Source organism: Streptomyces humidus (assembly GCF_014649655.1).
In the GTDB taxonomy this organism is placed as follows: Bacteria; Actinomycetota; Actinomycetes; order Streptomycetales; family Streptomycetaceae; genus Streptomyces; species Streptomyces humidus.
The window spans coordinates 89,580-107,084 of the sequence record NZ_BMTL01000022.1 but is presented as its reverse complement, the minus strand read 5'-3'; the positions used below and the strand labels follow the sequence as shown (position 1 = coordinate 107,084).

Sequence of the window (17,505 nt, the reverse complement as noted above, 5' to 3'; positions counted from 1 at the left end):
CGCCAAGACTGCGTTGACTGCGCGGTCGGGCCCGTCCTCGGGAGGTCGTCGACCGGCTTGACCGTGCGGTCGCTGCGCGGGGGGCTGCACTCCTCCGTACGGGTTCTGTCCGGCCCCGGGGCGCCGGTGTCCGAGTGTCACGCCGGGACCGTTGTGACGTTCAACCCATAGTGCGCGTATGACGCGTACCCGTACGGCGCTGCTCTGCGCCGCCGCTCTTCTCGCCTCGACCCTCCAGACGACGGTCGCGGCCGCAGGTCCCGGCCACCACGACCGGGCCTGCGCAGCCACCCGCAGCCCCGACGGCCGGGCGCGCAAGGTCCTCGGCATCGTCCGCCGCGCAGAGAAGGAGCTCGGTCTCGAGGCCGCCCTCGTCAAGGTCACGGTCGACGGGCGCGAGCTCGTCACGGGAGCCGTCGGCGAATCCATGACGGGCGTGCCCGCGACCCCCGCCATGCACTTCCGGACCGGCTCGGTCGGCATCGCCTTCATGGGCACCGTGCTGCTCCAGCTCGTCGAGGAGCACAAGGCGGACCTCGACGCCCCGGTCTCGCGCTGGCTGCCCGACCTGCCGCACGGCGACGAGATCACCCTGCGCATGCTCGGCGACTCCACCTCGGGCCTGCACGACTACGTCACGGACCCGGTGTTCCTGAAGAAGCTGTACGCGGACCCGTGGCAGCACTGGACCCCGCGGGAACTCGTCGGGATCTCCCTCAGCCACCCGCTCTGGTACGAGCCGGGCACCAACTGGAGCTACTCGCACGCCAACTTCGTGCTGCTCGGCCGCGTCCTGGAGAAGATCTCCCGGACCCCGCTCGCGCACCTCCTGCGGCAGCGCGTCCTGCGCCCGCTGGGCCTGCGCAACACCCACAGCAACGACACCGCGGAGATCCCGCAGCCGGTGCTCCACGCCTACGACGACGAGCGCGGCACCTACGAGGAGTCCACCTACTTCAACCCCTCCTGGACCACCGCACCGGGGGCGGTCATCACCCAGGACATCTGCGACCTGGCCCGTTCCGGCCAGGGCATCGGCTCGGGCGAACTGCTCTCGAAGCGCTCCTTCCGCACGCAGCTCGATCCGGGGACGGTCGGTCTCGGCCACCCCACCGCGAACTGCCCCGCGTCGGTGTGCCTGCCCATGACGAAGGACTTCCACTTCGGCGTGGGCGTCGTCGTCAAGAACGGCTGGGTGCTGCAGAACCCGTCCTTCTTCGGCTACGCGGCCGTGATGGCGTACGAGCCGCACAAGCGGCTGTCCATCGCGGTGTCCACGACGGTCGGCCCGGACGCGCCTGGCGGCAACAACGCGCAGACGATCACCGAGCGGATCGCGAAGCTGCTGGACCCGGAGCACCCGCTCGCGGGCTGACCGCGGCCGCCCGGCGCCCGGCGCGCACCCCGTCCAGGGCGACGGCCGGGACCCGGTCGCGCCGGGCGTCGGCCGTGACGGCGCTCACCGTGCCGCCGGCGACCGGGCGCGGCAGACCGCCGGAGTCCGGGCGAGTCCATGTCCGCGCGCGGCCCCGGCCTGCCTGCCCGCTCGGACAGCGGGGCCGCAGGCCGTACGCCGGCTCGCGGCGGGCCTGGAGGATCTCCGGCCCGCAGCGAGCGTCCCGGCGAGGTCACCGGAACTCGTGGACGACCTCGATCCCGCCCACGATGTGCGCGTTGAACTCCGCCAACTCCTCTGCGGGCACCCACAGTTCGAGGATCGTCCGGCCACCCGCCCGCTGGACCGGGTATCTGCGCAAAAACACGGAGTCGACTTCGAACCGGGTCACGTAGCCCGCGCCGTCGTGTTTGACGTTCCAGTCCCGGGCGATCTTGACGGCGTAGTCCTCGTCGAGCACCGGGTAGAAGATCGGCTGCTCGGGGAGGCGGGGCGGCCAGGCGCGCCAGGCGAGGTCGCGCACCAGCGCCAGCTCCACCGGGCCGGTGGGGCGCCACAGGGTGGTCGTGGGGCGGGGCTGCGTGGTCACGGGGACGGCCTTTCGGGTGCGGCGGCCGTGAATGCCGTCCGCCCGGGAGCCCGACCGTATCCACCGGGCCTGCGGGGCGGCCAGCGACTTTCGCTCCCCCGGCCGTCCCCGCCTACCCCTGCTCGTAGCGGGCGACGACCTCGGCGAAGTACCCGCGCAGCATCGCCTTGGCCTCGTCGAGGAGGTCCGTGTCGCCCTCCGGGGTGCGGCGGAAGGCCTCCTGGGCGAGTGCGTCGGCGGCGAGGATCGCGGCATGGCAGGCCCTCGCCAGCCTCTCGTCGTCGCGGGCCACGCCCAGGGCGAGCAGGATCCGTCGGACGCCGTCGGCCATCCGGCGCTTGTGCTCGCGGTCCGCCGCCCGGGTCCGCTCGGTCAGCCCGCTGCCGAACCACAGGGCGCGGAAGCCGTGTTCCGCGCGGTAGACGCCGGCACAGGTGTCGACGAGGACGCCCACCGGATCGTCCCACCGCTCGTCGGCCGCGGACCGGGTCAGGTCGTCCAGGACGCCTTCGAGACGGGCGAAGTACCCCGAGGCCAGGGCGTCGATGATCGCGCCCCGGTCGGGGAGGTACTGGTAGAGGGAGCCGACCGACACCTTCGCCTCGGCCGCGACCCGTGTCGTGGTGAGCGCCTCCACGCCCTCCTCGACCAGGATGCGCTCGGCGGCCCGCAGCAGCAGGGCCAGACGCGCCTTGCTGCGGGCCTGCCGGGGGGTGCGGCGCAGGGGGGCGCCGCCGTCGGGGCCCGCGGTCCGCTGGACCAAGGAACTGCCTCCAAACCTGAACGTGACTTTGTTTCACGTTTACGCTACCTTCGCGCCCATGACCGCCTCAAGCTCGACGCTGAGTCACGAGCGGACCGCCGTGGCGGCCGCCTGCCGGCGTCTGGGGGCCGAAGGCCTCCTCATCGGCACGGCCGGCAACGTGAGCGTACGCGTCGACGACCGGGTCGCGATCACCGCGACCGGAGCGGTCCTCGCACGGCTCACCCCGGACCAGGTGACCGTGGTCGACCTCGAAGGGAACGTCGTCGCCGGTGGTCTGCGGCCGACCTCGGAACTGGATCTGCACCTCGGCGTCCACCGCCGCCGCGGCGTCGGCGCGGTCGTCCACACGCACGCCCCGATGGCCACGGCCGTCTCCTGTGTGCTCGACGAACTCCCTTGTATCCACTATCAGTTGCTCGCTCTGGGCGGCACGGTGCGCGTCGCCCCGTACGCCACGTTCGGCACCCCCGAGCTGGCCGAGTCGGTGCTCGCCGCGCTCGACGGCCGCAGCGCCGCCCTGATGGCCAACCACGGCGCCGTCACCCACGGGGCGACCCTCGACGAAGCCGTCGAGAACGCGCTGCTCCTCGAATGGGCCTGCGGTGTCTACCGGAACGCGGCCGCCATGGGCCGTCCCCGCGTCCTCGACGAACAGCAGCGAAGCGCCGTGATCGAGGCCGCCGTGGCGCGCGGTTACGGCGCCACCCACCCCGTACCGCCCGTACCGCCCGCGCAGGAGCAAGAGCCGACGAAGGGGGAGAGCCGTTGAAGGTCTTCACGATGGGCGTGCACGTACTCGACGTACTGGTGCACCCGGTGCAGGAGATACCCGAGGGCCAGGGCGCGGCGCTGGTCGAGGACATCCGGATGACCGCCGCCGGGACGGCCGGCGGCACCGCCCTCACCCTCGCCAAGCTGGGCGCCCAGGTGTACAGCGCAGGAGCCGTCGGCTCGGACCCCACCGGGGACATGCTGACGCGGCTGCTCGAACAGGCGGGCGTGGACACCGGGTTCCTCGTCCGGCGCACCGACACCGCCACCTCCGCGAGCGTCCTGCCGATCCGGCCCAACGGCGACCGGCCCTCGCTGCACCTGCTCGGCGCCAACATCACCTACGGCCTCGACGACGTCCCGTGGGAGGCTCTCGCCGAAGCGACCCATCTGCATCTCGGCGGGCCGGAGTTGATCGGCGTCGACGTCGCCGCCCGCATCCTGTCGTACGCCAAGGAGCACGGTGTCGTCACCTCCGTGGACCTGCTCGCCCCCGGCGTCCTCGGCAGCTTCGAGCAGATCGAGGCGGCGCTTCCCCACATCGACCATCTGCTGCCCAACGAGGACCAGGTCCTCGGCTTCACCGGCGAGAGCGACCTGCTGACGGGGGCGCGCAGGCTCCTGCGCGCGGGCGCGGGCGTCGTCGCCGTCACCCGCGGCGGGGACGGAGCGCTCGTGGTCACCGCGGACGGCGCGGAACCGGTGCCCGCGTTCGCCGTCGACGTCGTCGACACCACCGGCTGCGGCGACGCCTTCTCGGCGGGCTATCTGCGGGGCGTGAGCCTCGGCCGCACGCCCGGCGACGCCGCGGTCCTCGGCAGCGCCGCCGCCGCGCTCGTGGCGCAGGGGCTCGGCAGCGACCACGGCGAGTTCGATCTCGCGGCCGCCGACGAGTTCGCCGCGACCCGCGAGGTCCGTCAGTGAGCCGACGTACGCCGTCCTGAGCGGGGCCGTCGTCCTGAGCCGACGTGCGTCGTCCTGAGCCGGGCTGACGCCCTGATCGCGCACCCCGCCGGCACGGCGGGTTCCGCCCGGCCGCCGCGGACCTGTCCGGCCGGGGCGGACCGTGTGGCCGGGGCCGTCGCCCTCCCTCGAAGGCGACGGCCCCGGCGCTTCCCCCGGCGCGGGACCATGGTCTGCGGGCGGCCGTGCCGCTCACCAGCACATGACCGCGGTCTCGCCCGAACCCCAGCCGCAGTACTGGCGTACGCGGACGAAGTAGCGGCGGCCGCGGACGAGCCGGGCCCTGACCGTGGCGTTGTACGGGGCGCCCCCGTCGTCCTGCCCCGCGAGGAAACGGGGTTCGCCGTCCCGCTCCTCGAACACCACGAGCACCGAGTCGCTCGCGCCGAAGGCGCCGAACGTGTACTCCCGCGTCTCGCGCGGCTCGACGGTGAAGTCGGCCTGTCCGCCCGGCCCGAGCGACAGCGGCGCCGAACGGAACGGTGCGAGCGCGGGCGGCCGAGGCGCCCCCCGCGGTGGGTACCAGCCGAGCGCGAACTCCTTGTCGGACGGCGACAGGGTCCCGGGCGGATGCACACCCGCGCGGAACTGCTCCGGTTCGAGGATCAGCCCCGCCGCGAAGGGATACTCCATCACCGACTGCGCGTCCCACACCGGGCCGTTGGCCTCGGCCGGATCCAGCTTGCGCAGGACGTTGAAGTGGATCCGGTCGCGGCTCCAGTGGTGGGGCGGGCCCGACAGCTCGGCGTACACCGCCTCGTCGTCGAAGTGGAGGCCCGCGAACGGACTCTGGTGCTCGTGCTGCATGCCGAGCGCGTGTCCGATCTCGTGCAGGGCGATCGCCCGTTCCCCGGGCGGGGTCAGATCCCAGCCCAGGTTCATGGTGCGCTCGTTGAGTCCGGCCGACAGCGCGTCACGGCCCACCGCCGACCAGGAGCCGTCGCCCGCCTGGAAACCGATGCGCAGCTCTGCCTCCGAACGGTCGTCGACCTCGGCGAACGTCACCCCGATGCCCAGCTCCCGCCACGCGCGGAAGCAGTCCCGCACGACCTCCCGCTGCTCCTCGCCGCCGACCCACGACACCCACCGGACCGCCCCGGACCCCGGCAGGGCGATGACCGACCCGTCGTCCTCGCGGTCGAAGAAGCAGTAGTGCAGCACGGTGCCGTTGACCCACATCCGCCGCCCGCCCCTCAGCGCGCCCAGCCGCTCGGGGGCCAGCCCCGCGGCGAACGCGGGGGCCGACTGCCGGGCGAGCGAGCAGTAGCGGGCGGTCATGGACTCCAGGTTGCCGTGCGAAGCCACCCGGCGGCCTGAGTCGGGGGCTACTCAAGTCGCCCTGTATCAGGCGTGGGTACCCCGGCTCCCATAGACGTGACGAGCATCGAGAGCCGGGCCGCGACCCCGCGCCCGCCGTGGCCGTTCACCGGCCGCGAGGAGGAACGGGAACTCGTCCGCCACTGCCTGACGGCGGGCCGGCCCGGCATCGTGGTCACCGGCCCGGCGGGCTGCGGCCGCACCCGCCTCGCCCTGGAGGCGGTGCGCGGCGCCGACTTCGCCCGGGTGACCGGCGCCCCCGGCCCCGCCGGGGTGCGCGACCTGCCCTTCGCCGCCTTCGCCCACCTGCTCCCCGAGGGCGCGACCCTGCACCGCGCCGTCCGACTCCTGTGCGGCGTACGGCTGTTGGTGGTCGACGACGCACACCTGCTGGACGACGCCTCCGCCGCCCTCGTCCACCAACTGGCCGTGCAGGGCCGCACCCGGCTGCTGGTCCTCGTCGCGGACGGGCCGGCGCCCGCGGCCGTGTCCCGGCTGTGGAGCGGCGAACTGCTGCCCCGCCTCGCCCTGCGGCCGCTGCCCCGGGAGGAGACGGCCCAGCTCCTCGTGCACGGCGCCGGCGGCCCGGTGGAGCCCCTCACCGCCAACCGGCTCCACCGTCTGTGCCGGGGCGACCTGCGCCTGCTGCGAGATCTGCTGGACGCGCTGCGCGAGCGGCCCCGGCCGGGCCGGGACACGGACGGCGACGCGGACGGCGACGCTCTGACGTGGCGCGGCCGGGTCCCGCTGACCCCCGGCCTGCGGGAACGCGCCGCGGCCGTCCTCGCGCGCCCCTGCCCCGACGAACGGGACGCCCTCGACCGCCTCGCCTTCGCCGAACCCCTGCCGCTGCCGGTGGAGGTCTTCGCCCCACGGGTCCTCGAACGCCTGGAGGCCGACGGCCTCCTCGACGTCGTCGACGACACCGGCGTCCGGCTGGCCCACCCCCTGCACGGTCCCGTTCTGCGGGCCGCGGCCGGCCCGCTGCGCGCGAGGCGGCTCTCCGGCGGCCGGCCGCCCACCGCCCCCGCGCTCGCCGCCGAGGCGGCCCGGCTGGCCCGCGGCATCGACCGGATCGACGTGCGCGCGACGCCCACACCCGTCGGGGAGTGGCTCCTCGCGGAGGGGGAACCGGTTCCGCCGTGGTACGCCGCCGTCCGCGCGCGGTTCTCACGGCTGCGGGGAGAACTGCGCGAGGCGGCGGCCTGGGCACGGGAGGGCATGGCCGACGACCCGCACGACCACGCCTGCCGCATCGAACTGGCCCTCGCGCTGGCCCAGTCGGGCGAGACGGGCGAACTGATCGATCCGCTCGCCGCCCACCCCGGCACGGCCCCCTGGCCGCTCGCGGCCCGCGGGGACCTCGACACCGCCCGGAAAACCCTCCCGCCGCCCGACGCCGACGCACTCGACGGCGCCGTGCCCGTGCCCCGGCAGACGCGTCCGGACAGCGCCCGGAAGGCGTTCGCGCCGACCGACGCCCGGGCCGCCGCCGCTGTCGTGCCCGCGCAGGCGAGTCCGGCCGGCGTCTCGCGGGCGCTCGCATCGGCCGGTGCCCATGCCGCCGCCGCTTCCGGGCTCTCGCACGCCGGCCCGGACAGCGCGGCCCTCGCGTCCGGCGACGCTCAGGCCGTGGCCGACTCGCGGCCGGGGCAGGCGCGCCTCGGCGGCGCCCGGAAGGCGCTCGCGCCGACCGACGCCAGGGCCGTCGCCTCCGACGCCCGGGCCGTCGCCTCCGACGCCCGGGCCGCCGCCGCTACCGACGCCCGGGCCGCCGCCGCTACCGACGCCCGGGCCGCCGCCGCTACCGACGCCCGGGCCGTCGCCGCTTCCGGGTTCTCGCACCCGGGGTGCGACAGCGCGCCGCCTCGCACCGCCGGGCCCGACGCCGACCGGCGTGGCCGGCACCCCGCTCACACGTGTGCCGTGCACGACCCCTACACCGTGTACGACGCCGTCCGGCTCGGTGCGCCCGAGGGGGCCGCCCGGGCACTCCCGGCCGACGGGGTGCTCGCCCGGCACGCCCGAGCGCTCGTGCGGGCCGACGGGCCCGCTCTGGACGTGGTCGCCGCCGAGCTGGCGGAGCGCGGGCTGCTCCTCTTCGCGGCCGAGGCGTACGCCCAGTCCGCCCGGGTCCACCGGGACGCGGGCGCGGCGCGCACCGCCCGTACGCGTGCCGCCGCTCTCGCCCGACGCTGCCAGGGGGCCAGGACCCCGGCGCTGGCGGGGCTGGCCCTGGGCGAACTCACCGCCCGCCAGCGGCAGATCGTCACCCTCGCCGCGGCAGGCCTCAGCAACCGGCAGATCGCCGAACGCCTCACCCTCTCCGTGCGCACGGTCGGCAACCACCTCTACGCCGCCTATACCCGCCTCGGCGCCGCAGACCGCGGATCACTCCCGTGGCTGGTCGAGCTGCGGATCGGTCAACCGGCTTGAGCGGGGAGCCTGTTCAGGCCGCGCCGAACGCCGTGAACGCCCAGCCCGTCGCCTGGTGCACGGAGTCCCCCGGGAGGGCCGCCCGTGCGTCGCGCAGCGCCTCCGCCAGGGACAGGCCGGCGCTGACCCCCTTGTGCAGGGCCAGCATCAGCGGGACCACCGCGGCGTCGTTGACGGGCGCACTGCTGGCCACCACGCCCGCCGTGCCCAGCGGCAGCAACGCCGTGACCAGGCCGAGGAGTTCGTCCGCGCCGACCGAGGCGAGCCGGGCCGTGTCGCAACTGGAGAGAATGATCCGGTACGGGCTGCGGGCCAGCCGCTCGAAGTCGTGCACGATCAGCGGACCGTCCGCCATACGCAGCGACGAGAACATCGGGCTGTCCGCCCGGAACGCGCCGTGCGCGGCGATGTGCGCCAGCGCGGCCCCGTCCAACTCCCGCAGCACACGCGGGACACGGGCCTCCTCCTGCTCCAGCACGACAGGCCTGCCGTAGCGGCCGGCCACCTCCGGCACCTCCGCGCCCCCGGTGGCAAGCCCCGGCCCGCGCACCAGGACCTGGCGGCCGCCCGGCGGCGCCTCCGTGTCCCGCGCACGCAGCCAGCCGCTCGCCGACGGCGACACGCTGAGCACCCGCTCGCGCAGCGACGGCAGCAGCGCCCACGGCACCCGGTGCAGCCTGGCGGGCGGCACCACCACGACCGGGCCGGAGCCCAGATGTGCCGCAGCCTCGCCCAGCAGGAGCTCCTCCAGCCGCCGTCCCGCCGCCTCCACCACCGGCAGCCGGCCCTCCGCGCCGGGATGGGCCAGCCGGCGGAGCCCTGCCTGGATGTGCTCGGCCTCCCGCTCCGCGTCGGCGAGCAGTCCGCCCGCGAACCGGCGCACCCGCCCGTCCCCGCACACCAGCACCTGGACCCGCCCGGCCGGCACAGCCAGTTCCACGAGGCGCTCCCCGCCGAGCCGCTCCAGCAGCCGGCCCGCGTCGAACCGGTCGCCGCCGAACCGTTCGCCGCCCCAGGCCGCACCCCCACGGCTGTGGAGGGTCCGGGAACGGATCTCCCTCTCCAGCCGCCGCTGTTCGCGCTCCAGGGCCGGTACCGGCCGCCCCTCCATGCGGGCGGCCTCCGCGCGGGCGGCGATCACCCGGAAGGCCGTCAGCCCGCTCAGCAGCGCGGGATCGGTCGGCGGCCGGGTCGGCGGCGTGGACAGCGCCGTGGCCCGCCAGCGTTCGCTCCACACCAGCAGCCGTCGCGGCCCGCCCCGCTCAAGGCTCACCTCCTGGGCCAGCGCGGCGAGTTCGGCCCCCTGCGCGGTGGCCCGGGCGCGCAGTTCGGAGGCGCCCAGCGTCATCCGGTGTGCGTCGAGGACGTCGAGTCCGCGCCGGCAGGCCTCCAGCACCCCGCGGTCCGAGCCCGTCGCCCGCGCCCACAACGCCTGCGCCGCCCAGCCCGTGAGCCGGGCCAGCGGCGGGCCGCTGCGCCGGCTGCGCGCCGCGATCTGCAGACAGCGTTCGGCGTCCGTGCTCCAGTTCAGGTCCAGCGCTATCCGGCCCGCCAGCAGCCAGGCCTCGGGCGCGGCCGGGGCCTGGAAGGCGGCCAGCCGCTCGGCGAGCCGCGCGGCGTCCGCCACCAGCCGGCCGGAGCCGCGGCCGGTGGCGACCCGCGCCTCGATCAGCACGAGCCGCGCGTGCGCCTCCCACCAGGTGCGCCGCTGCCCCGCGAAGAGCCGCTCGGCCACGGCAGCGCGCGCGATCGCCGTCCCGGGGTCGCCCGCCAGCCGTGCCGCCTTCGCGGCGGCCAGCATCAACTCCGCCTTCCGGGTGGACTGCCCGCCGATGCCGTCGAGGACGGCGATGGCCGCGTCCGCCTCGGCCAGCGCCTCGGGAGCCAGACCGGCCGCCATCAGGACCTCGCAGCGCCGGATGTCGAGCATGAAGGTGGGAGTGCCGAGCTTCGCGTACCGCTCCTCCGCCTCGTCGAGGAGCCGCAGCGCGGCCGGGACGTCCCCGGAACGGAACGCGGCCAGGCCCCGGCTCTCCACCGCGTCGGCCTTGTCGTGTTCCTGGCCGGTGGTGTCCCACAGCGCCTCGGCCGCCGTGAAGTCGGCCTCCGCGCGGTCCACCGCCCCGAGGGCCAGATGCACGGTGGCACGCAGGGTGAGGGCGCGCGCCGTCCAGATGACGTCGTCCACCTGACGCAGCACGGGGATCGCCCGCCGCACGTCCTCCAGCGCCTCGCGGTGGTGGCCGAGCACCCACTGGGAGTAGGCCCGCCGGTACAGCACCCGCGCGCGGGTGTGGCCCGAGCCGCGCTCGACGCCCCGCTCGAAGGCCGCCAGCCCCTGCCGGGTGCGGCCCGCGTGCACCAGCGCCACCCCGAGCGTGCCGAGGACGTCCGCCTCCCGCTCGGCCGAGTCCGCGCGCGCCGCCAGATCCCGGGCTCGGCGCAGATGGTCCAGGGCGAGACGCATGTCGCCCCAGTCCCGCTGCCAGATGCCGATCACCTGGTGGGCGACCGAGGCGTGCAACGGCGTCGGATCGGTGTCGAGCACTCCTTCCGCCCGCGACAACGCGTCGTTCGGGGCGGCGAACACCATCGGCAGCAGTTCGAGAACCGAGTCGTTTCCCGCGGTCACTCCACGGATGGTAGTGCTCCGGCCGGTGGGCCACACCGGTTCGGCACCGTATCCACCAGTAACAATTGGACGTCGTGTCAACGGTTTCGGCGATGCGAGGGAGCGTGGAGGGGCGCGAAGGCGCGGAAGAGGGCGGGAAGGGGCGTGCGACGCAACCGCACCGCCCCCGTCCGCCGTCGCACCACCTGTATCAGACGGCCGGCCGGCGGGTCCTGCTGACGACCACCGGCCGCAGGGGGAGGACACGCCATGGCGCCACAGCGATTCCACGAGCAGTTCGACCAGATCCAACGTTCGCTGCCCGACGTCCCGTTGGCGATGGGGCCGGACGACTCCGCCGAGTTCATCTACGAGAAGGGCGTCGTCCTCGCCCGCGACGGCGAGGAGGCGCAGGTCGTCGAGGACGCCGTCCGCTCGCACTTCACCGCGACCGAGGGTCTGGTGCCCGACCATGTGCGCCGCGCCGGACCGCACACCAACCGCTCGGGCATCACCCGCATCCGCGTCGGCGACCCGGGGGAGGGCGGCCGGAGCGCCGACCACGCCGTGGCGGGGGCCCTGCGCGCGCTGCGCGAGACGGAGGGGCGCGCGGGCCGCCGACTGGTCAGCCGCAACCACGTGGTGTCCATCGCCGTCAACGCCTGCCCCGGCGACGAGCCGGTGCCCGTCGCACGCACCGAACAGCCCAACCCCGCCCCGGCGCAGCCCGCCGGCGGCCCCGACGGTCCCGACGGCCGTGTCGGCGTGCTCGTCATCGACACCGGACTGACCCACGACTACCGCTCCTACCCGCTGCTGGCCCGCACCCGGGGCGACGTCCAGGTCAGGGAGACCGACGACGAGGGCGTCCTCCAGCAGTACGTCGGCCACGGCACGTTCATCGCGGGGCTCGTCGCGGCCGTCGCGCCGCACACCGACGTCACCGTGCGCGGCACCCTCAACGACGCCGGCGCGATCCTGGAGTCCGAGTTCGGCGAGCGGCTCTTCGACGCCGTCGAGGACGGCTGGCCCGACATCATCAGCCTCTCCGCCGGCACCTCCAACGGCCGGCTGGACGGTCTGCTCGGTGTGGCCGCGTTCATGGAGGAACTCCGCGTCCATGACACCCTGCTGGTCGCGGCGGCCGGCAACAACGCCAGCGCCGCGCCCTTCTGGCCCGCCGCCTACGCGTCGTCCCCGGAGCACGCGGACGCCGTGCTGTCGGTGGGCGCGCTGCGTGGCGACGGCGAGTTCGGCGCCTGTTTCAGCAACCACGGCCCCTGGGTGAAGGTGTACGCCCCCGGTGAGCGGCTGATCAGCGCACTCACCGGCTTCGACGCCCCCGTCCCGTACGTCTATCAGCACTCCACCTTCGAGACCTGCCGCTATGGCTTCGCCTACTCCTGCACCTGCCGGTCGCCGCGCCACACCGGGGTGTTGAGCGAGGCGCAGCAGAACCCGCCGGGCAAGCCGGACCAGGTGATGTTCGAGGGGCTGGCGTCCTGGAGCGGGACCTCCTTCGCGACTCCGGTGGCGGCCGGGCTCGTCGCCGCTCACATGACGGATCGTCAGGTCAGTGATTCCCGAGCCGCCGCCCGCGAACTGCTCGCCGTCCACGCGGACTTCGCCGAGGTGCGGGGAGCGCATGTGCCGGCGCTGCTCCCGCCCACCTGGCGACCGGTCCCGGTCGGTCCGTCGTGAGGCGCGCATGAGGTCCGGGACGAGCCCAGCCACGGCGTACGATGACAGGCCGTACACGAGGGGTGGGACCGTGGACCGTACTGATGTCGGCGCGCTCGTCCGGTCCGCCGTCGACGGTGACACGGCGGCCTGGAAAGCTCTGGTGGACGGGTTGAGTCCGCTGGTGTGGTCGGTGGTGCGCGCGCACCGGCTCTCGGACGCCGACGGCCACGAGGTGTACCAGACCGTCTGGTTCCGGTTCGCCCAGCATCTGGGGCGGATCCGTGAGCCGCACAAGGCGGGCTCGTGGCTCGCGAGCACCGCGCGCAACGAGTGCCTGAAAGTGATCAAGGGATTGAAGCGGCTGACGCCGACCGACGATCCCCAGCTGCTCGACCGGGCCAGCGAGGACCGCACGCCGGAGCAGTCGGTGCTGGACTCGGAGGAGGCGGCCGCGCAGAGTGAGCGCGTCCGCTTCCTGTGGCAGGAGTTCGAGGAACTCGGCGAGCGCTGCCGCCAACTGCTGCGGGTGCTGATCGCCTCGCCGCCGCCCAGCTATCAGGAGGTGTCGGCCGCCCTGGGCATCGCCGTCGGCAGCATCGGACCGATGCGCCAGCGATGCCTGCGCCGGCTGCGCGCCCGACTCGACGCACGGGGAGCACTGTGAGCGACATGGACGAGACCGGCCGGACGAACGGCGCGAACGGCGACGGGCAGGACGACGTCTTCGGCGAAGCGCCTTTCCTGGACGAGGAGTTGGACCACGACCGGCTGGAGGAGGAACTCCGGGAGGCCACCGCGGTCCTGGACCCGGTCCCGGCCGAGCTGCGGCGCCTCGCCATCGAGGCCTACGCGCTGCACGACCTGGACGCGCGCATCGCCGAGCTGACGTTCGACTCGCTCGTCGACGCCATCCCGGTGCGCGGCGCGGTGGACGTGCCGCGGATGCTGACCTTCCACTCCGGGGAGCTGACGGTCGACGTCGAGGTGACGGGGGAGGGTCTGCTGGGGCAGCTGCTGCCGCCCCGGCCGGCGGCGATCGAGGTGCTGCACGGCCCCCGGGCGACCGCCGTGCTCACCGCCGACGACATGGGCCGTTTCTCCTGCGACGCACCGCCCACCGGCCCGTTCGCCCTGCGGCTGCGCACGGGCGGCGAGGTGGTCGTGACGGAGTGGCTGCGGGCCTGAGCGCAGGGACCGGCCCGGCGGGGCGAGGGCCGGCCCGGTCCCGGTCGGGGGCCGCCGTCCCTTGGGCCGGGACGTGCGCACGGGCGCCGCGGGGGCGTCCGTGCGGGGGCGGGCGGGGCGCCGGTCAGACGGAGGCCGCCGTCACCAGGGCCGCCAGCGCCGCGGCGAGCCGGGGGAGGCCCGGTCCGGCCGGGCCGCCGGGCTCGGTCATGTACGTGTCCCGGCGGATCTCCACCATCAGCGCGCTCACCCTGGGATCCTGGCCGTAGTACTCCAGGGGGACGTAGGCCCCGGCGAACGGGCTGTCGAGCCCGGTCTCCCCCAGCTCCGCGAACGCCTCACGCGCGGCGTCGAGCAGCTCCGGCGGGGTGTGGAAGGCGTCGGTGCCCAGGCACACCGGCGGTCGCGGCCCCTCGCCGTGCAGCTCGTAGGGCAGCGGCTCGGCCGGGTAGGAGTGCACGTCGATGACGACGGCCCGGCCGACAGCGGCCAGCCGGTCGGCGACGGCGTCGGTCATGGCCCGCGCGTACGGCCGGAAGTAGCGGGCGACCAGCGGCTCGGGGTCGGTGTCGTCCGGCCGCAGCGGCTCGCGGTGCGTGGTCCGCGTGTAGACGGCGCCCATCCCGACCGCCCGCATCTCCTCCCGTTCGTCCGGGAACCGCTCCGGGTCGACGACCAGCCGTGACAGCCGGTTCACGAACCGCCAGGGCGTCAGCGGCGCCGTCAGGGCGGCCTCCTGCGCGATCCGCGCCGTGTGCGAGTCGGTGATGTGATCGAGCTCCCGCTCCAGCGCCTCGTCGTCCAAGACGATGCCCGCCCGCACCTCGGCCGGTATCTCCCGCGCCGAGTGCGGCACATGGAGGATCACGGGTGAGCCGGCGGCGCCCGGCAGGAACGCGAAGGACGGTGCGGCAGGGTTCATCGGGCGGCTCCCGGGGCGTTGTCAGTGGTGTGGTGCATGATCGGAGACGCCATCACAGCACGACGGGGAACAGGGCGGGGAAGCGGCATGGCGGTGACGAACGAGCAGGTGACAGGACACGCGTTCCTGAAGACGCTGTACGTGGACGGCTATTACCCGGATCACCTGGTGGACCGGGGCAGGGAGATCCTGCTGCGCCTGTGCGAGCGGGTGGAGGCCGAGCGGCCCGGGGACCTCGACGCGCTGTACGTCCTCACCCAGGCCGCCACCGAGGAGTTCAACGCCTTGCAGGACGCCTTCTGGGAGGCCGGCAGCGACATCGAGACCGTGGCCCGCGAGGAGATAGCCGGGGATGTCCACTTCGTCGCCCGGGCCTACGGCTTCGACGGCGTCGACGTGGAGGAGCTGATCGCCACCCGGGACTGGTGAGCCTCCGGCCGGGCCGGCGGGGCGTCCGTCGGGCGGCGCGAGCCGGCACGGGCCGCGCCCCGGCCGGGCGATGCCGGGCGGGGCGCGGTCGGGACGGGGAGCGGCCCGCGGGCCGGTCGCGTCAGCTCAGCGAGGCGAGGGCCTCGTTCCAGGTGGCCGAGGGGCGCATGACCGCCGCCGCCTTGGCCGGGTCGGGCTGGTAGTAGCCGCCGATGTCGGCCGGCTTGCCCTGGGCGGCGATCAGCTCGTCGACGATGGTCTGCTCGTTCGCGGCGAGCGTCTCGGCGAGCTGGGCGAAGGCCTTCGCCAGCTCGGCGTCGTCGGTCTGCCGGGCCAGCTCCTGCGCCCAGTACAGGGACAGGTAGAAGTGGCTGCCACGGTTGTCGATGCCGCCGACGCGACGGGTCGGGGACTTGTCCTGGTCGAGGAAGGTCGCCGTGGCGCGGTCGAGGGTGTCGGCGAGGACCTTGGCGCGGGTGTTGCCCGTGGTCTCGGCGTAGTGCTCGAAGGACGGCACCAGGGCGAAGAACTCGCCCAGGGAGTCCCAGCGCAGGTAGTTCTCCTTGACCAGCTGCTGGACGTGCTTCGGGGCGGAGCCGCCGGCGCCGGTCTCGAACAGGCCGCCGCCCGCCATCAGCGGGACGACCGACAGCATCTTGGCGCTGGTGCCCAGCTCCAGGATGGGGAACAGGTCCGTGAGGTAGTCGCGCAGGACGTTGCCGGTCACCGAGATGGTGTTCTCGCCGCGGCGGATGCGCTCCACCGACAGCTTGGTGGCCTCGACCGGGGCGAGGATGCGGATGTCCAGGCCCTCGGTGTCGTGCTCCGGCAGGTAGGCGTTGACCTTGGCGATCAGCTGAGCGTCGTGCGCGCGCGTCTCGTCCAGCCAGAAGACGGCCGGGTCGCCGGTGGCGCGGGCACGCGTGACGGCCAGCTTGACCCAGTCGCGGATCGGCGCGTCCTTGGTCTGGCAGGCGCGGAAGATGTCGCCCTCGGCGACCTCCTGCTCGATGACCACGTTGCCGGCCTGGTCGACCAGGCGGACGGTGCCGGCGGCCTTGATCTCGAAGGTCTTGTCGTGGGAACCGTACTCCTCGGCCTTCTGCGCCATCAGACCGACGTTCGGGACGGAGCCCATCGTCGACGGGTCGTAGGCGCCGTGGGCGCGGCAGTCGTCGACCACGGCCTGGTAGACGCCGGAGTAGGACGAGTCCGGCAGGACCGCGAGGGTGTCGGCCTCCTGGCCGTCCGGGCCCCACATGTGACCGGAGGTGCGGATCATGGCCGGCATCGAGGCGTCGACGATGACGTCGGACGGCACGTGCAGGTTGGTGATGCCCTTGTCGGAGTCGACCATCGCCAGGGCCGGGCCCTCGGCGAGCTCCGCGTCGAAGGAGGCCTTGATCGCGTCGCCCTCGGGGAGGGCCTCCAGGCCCTTGAGGATGCCGCCGAGACCGTCGTTGGGGGACAGGCCCGCCGCGGCCAGGACCGCGCCGTACTGCTCGAAGGTCTTCGGGAAGAACGCGCGGACCACGTGACCGAAGATGATCGGGTCGGAGACCTTCATCATCGTGGCCTTGAGGTGCACCGAGAACAGCACGCCCTCGGCCTTGGCGCGGGCGATCTGCGCGGTGAGGAACTGCCGCAGCGCCGCGACGCGCAGCACGGAGGCGTCGACGACCTCGTCCTTCAGGACGGGCACGGCCTCGCGCAGGACGGTCGTGGCGCCGTCCGCGGCGACCAGCTCGATGCGCAGCGTGCCCGCCTCGGAGATCACGGCGGACTTCTCGGTGGAGCGGAAGTCGTTCTCGCCCATGGTGGCGACGTCGGTCTTGGACTCCGAAGACCAGGCGCCCATGCGGTGCGGGTGATTCCTGGCGTAGTTCTTGACCGACGCGGGCGCGCGGCGGTCGGAGTTGCCCTCGCGCAGGACCGGGTTGACGGCGGAGCCCTTGATCTTGTCGTAGCGGGCCTGGATCTCCCGCTCCTCGTCGGTCTTGGGGTCGTCCGGGTACGCCGGCAGCGCGTAGCCCTGCGCCTGCAGCTCGGCGACCGCGGCCTTGAGCTGCGGGATCGACGCCGAGACGTTCGGCAGCTTGATGATGTTGGCCGCGGGCGTCCTGGCCAGCTCGCCGAGCTCGGTCAGCGCGTCCGGGATCCGCTGGTCCTCGGTCAGGTACTCCGGGAACACGGCGATGATGCGTCCGGCCAGGGAGATGTCCCGCGTCTCCACGGCGACACCCGCCTGCGAGGCGTACGCCTGGACCACCGGCAGGAAGGAATACGTTGCCAGGGCCGGGGCCTCGTCAGTGTGCGTATAGATGATGGTCGAGTCAGTCACCGGGTGCTCCGCTCCACGTCTGCAACATTGCTCGACATCAAGATATCTCGTGCCCGGGATCCGCTCGACAGGGGTCTCCGCACGGCCGTGACGGGC

14 protein-coding genes are annotated in these 17,505 nt (G+C 74.2%); 8 read left to right on the top strand and 6 right to left on the bottom strand.

What is annotated here, in order from left to right; genetic code table 11:
• Positions 1–178 precede the first annotated feature (178 nt).
• Positions 179–1,375 (top strand): serine hydrolase domain-containing protein, encoded by a 1,197-nt coding sequence (locus tag IE239_RS25055; RefSeq protein ID WP_190151632.1) that lies wholly within the window; start codon positions 179–181, stop codon positions 1,373–1,375.
• 253 nt (positions 1,376–1,628) lie between these two features.
• Here IE239_RS25055 and IE239_RS25050 read toward each other — a convergent pair whose 3' ends face one another.
• The gene (locus tag IE239_RS25050; protein ID WP_190151631.1) at positions 1,629–1,985 is read right to left on the bottom strand and encodes a hypothetical protein; all 357 of its coding nucleotides are present in this window, start codon (positions 1,983–1,985) and stop codon (positions 1,629–1,631) included.
• Positions 1,986–2,097: 112 nt separating this feature from the next.
• The gene (locus IE239_RS25045; RefSeq protein WP_190151630.1) at positions 2,098–2,748 is read right to left on the bottom strand and encodes a TetR family transcriptional regulator; all 651 of its coding nucleotides are present in this window, start codon (positions 2,746–2,748) and stop codon (positions 2,098–2,100) included.
• Positions 2,749–2,806: 58 nt separating this feature from the next.
• Between IE239_RS25045 and IE239_RS25040 the strand changes: the two genes are divergently transcribed.
• Both IE239_RS25040 and IE239_RS25035 read left to right on the top strand, forming a co-directional pair.
• A complete protein-coding gene (locus tag IE239_RS25040; RefSeq protein WP_190151629.1) occupies positions 2,807–3,520 on the top strand; it encodes a class II aldolase/adducin family protein in 714 nt (237 codons plus the stop codon).
• Positions 3,517–4,446 carry a carbohydrate kinase family protein gene (locus IE239_RS25035; RefSeq protein WP_190151628.1) on the top strand — a complete coding sequence of 310 codons (930 nt, stop codon included), beginning with the start codon at positions 3,517–3,519 and terminating at the stop codon, positions 4,444–4,446. The genes IE239_RS25040 and IE239_RS25035 overlap by 4 nt, the downstream gene beginning before the upstream one ends.
• 231 nt (positions 4,447–4,677) lie before the next feature.
• On the opposite strand, the gene absR1 is transcribed toward IE239_RS25035, so the two are convergent.
• Positions 4,678–5,763 (bottom strand): beta-glucuronidase AbsR1, encoded by a 1,086-nt coding sequence (absR1, locus tag IE239_RS25030; RefSeq protein ID WP_190151627.1) that lies wholly within the window; start codon positions 5,761–5,763, stop codon positions 4,678–4,680.
• A gap of 96 nt (positions 5,764–5,859) precedes the next feature.
• Between absR1 and IE239_RS42325 the strand changes: the two genes are divergently transcribed.
• Positions 5,860–8,238, top strand: coding sequence for a helix-turn-helix transcriptional regulator (locus IE239_RS42325; protein WP_229878295.1), 2,379 nt, complete (start codon positions 5,860–5,862; stop codon positions 8,236–8,238).
• A 13-nt stretch (positions 8,239–8,251) separates the two neighbouring features.
• Here IE239_RS42325 and IE239_RS25020 read toward each other — a convergent pair whose 3' ends face one another.
• A complete protein-coding gene (locus tag IE239_RS25020) occupies positions 8,252–10,831 on the bottom strand; it encodes a CHAT domain-containing protein (protein ID WP_190151707.1) in 2,580 nt (859 codons plus the stop codon).
• A 288-nt stretch (positions 10,832–11,119) separates the two neighbouring features.
• Here IE239_RS25020 and IE239_RS25015 point away from each other — a divergent pair, with 288 nt between their 5' ends.
• The 3 genes from IE239_RS25015 to IE239_RS25005 are packed head-to-tail and all read left to right on the top strand — an operon-like array spanning position 11,120 to position 13,717.
• Positions 11,120–12,550 carry a S8/S53 family peptidase gene (locus IE239_RS25015; protein ID WP_190151626.1) on the top strand — a complete coding sequence of 477 codons (1,431 nt, stop codon included), beginning with the start codon at positions 11,120–11,122 and terminating at the stop codon, positions 12,548–12,550.
• Positions 12,551–12,557: 7 nt separating this feature from the next.
• Positions 12,558–13,196, top strand: coding sequence for an RNA polymerase sigma factor (locus IE239_RS25010; protein ID WP_190151625.1), 639 nt, complete (start codon positions 12,558–12,560; stop codon positions 13,194–13,196).
• A gap of 5 nt (positions 13,197–13,201) precedes the next feature.
• Complete coding sequence (locus tag IE239_RS25005) at positions 13,202–13,717, top strand: hypothetical protein (RefSeq protein WP_190151624.1); 516 nt, start codon at positions 13,202–13,204, stop codon at positions 13,715–13,717.
• 124 nt (positions 13,718–13,841) lie between these two features.
• Here IE239_RS25005 and IE239_RS25000 read toward each other — a convergent pair whose 3' ends face one another.
• Complete coding sequence (locus IE239_RS25000; protein WP_190151623.1) at positions 13,842–14,639, bottom strand: N-formylglutamate amidohydrolase; 798 nt, start codon at positions 14,637–14,639, stop codon at positions 13,842–13,844.
• Between the two features lie 87 nt (positions 14,640–14,726).
• On the opposite strand from IE239_RS25000, the gene IE239_RS24995 reads away from it, so the two are divergent.
• Positions 14,727–15,068: a DUF5713 family protein gene (locus IE239_RS24995; RefSeq protein ID WP_190151622.1), complete on the top strand. Its 342-nt coding sequence runs from the start codon at positions 14,727–14,729 to the stop codon at positions 15,066–15,068.
• A gap of 121 nt (positions 15,069–15,189) precedes the next feature.
• Here the strand turns inward: IE239_RS24995 and IE239_RS24990 are convergent, their stop codons facing one another.
• Positions 15,190–17,409: an NADP-dependent isocitrate dehydrogenase gene (locus tag IE239_RS24990; RefSeq protein ID WP_190151621.1), complete on the bottom strand. Its 2,220-nt coding sequence runs from the start codon at positions 17,407–17,409 to the stop codon at positions 15,190–15,192.
• Between the last annotated feature and the right edge of the window lie 96 nt (positions 17,410–17,505).

Coding starts and splice junctions, on each gene's coding strand:
- IE239_RS25000 (WP_190151623.1), bottom strand. CDS start 14,639: ATGAACCCTGCCGCACCGTCCTTCGCGTTCCTGCCGGGCGCCGCCGGC.
- IE239_RS25020 (WP_190151707.1), bottom strand. CDS start 10,831: ATGGTGTTCGCCGCCCCGAACGACGCGTTGTCGCGGGCGGAAGGAGTG.
- IE239_RS25010 (WP_190151625.1), top strand. CDS start 12,558: ATGAGGTCCGGGACGAGCCCAGCCACGGCGTACGATGACAGGCCGTAC.
- IE239_RS25040 (WP_190151629.1), top strand. CDS start 2,807: ATGACCGCCTCAAGCTCGACGCTGAGTCACGAGCGGACCGCCGTGGCG.
- IE239_RS25055 (WP_190151632.1), top strand. CDS start 179: ATGACGCGTACCCGTACGGCGCTGCTCTGCGCCGCCGCTCTTCTCGCC.
- IE239_RS25015 (WP_190151626.1), top strand. CDS start 11,120: ATGGCGCCACAGCGATTCCACGAGCAGTTCGACCAGATCCAACGTTCG.
- absR1 (WP_190151627.1), bottom strand. CDS start 5,763: ATGACCGCCCGCTACTGCTCGCTCGCCCGGCAGTCGGCCCCCGCGTTC.
- IE239_RS25005 (WP_190151624.1), top strand. CDS start 13,202: ATGGACGAGACCGGCCGGACGAACGGCGCGAACGGCGACGGGCAGGAC.
- IE239_RS24995 (WP_190151622.1), top strand. CDS start 14,727: ATGGCGGTGACGAACGAGCAGGTGACAGGACACGCGTTCCTGAAGACG.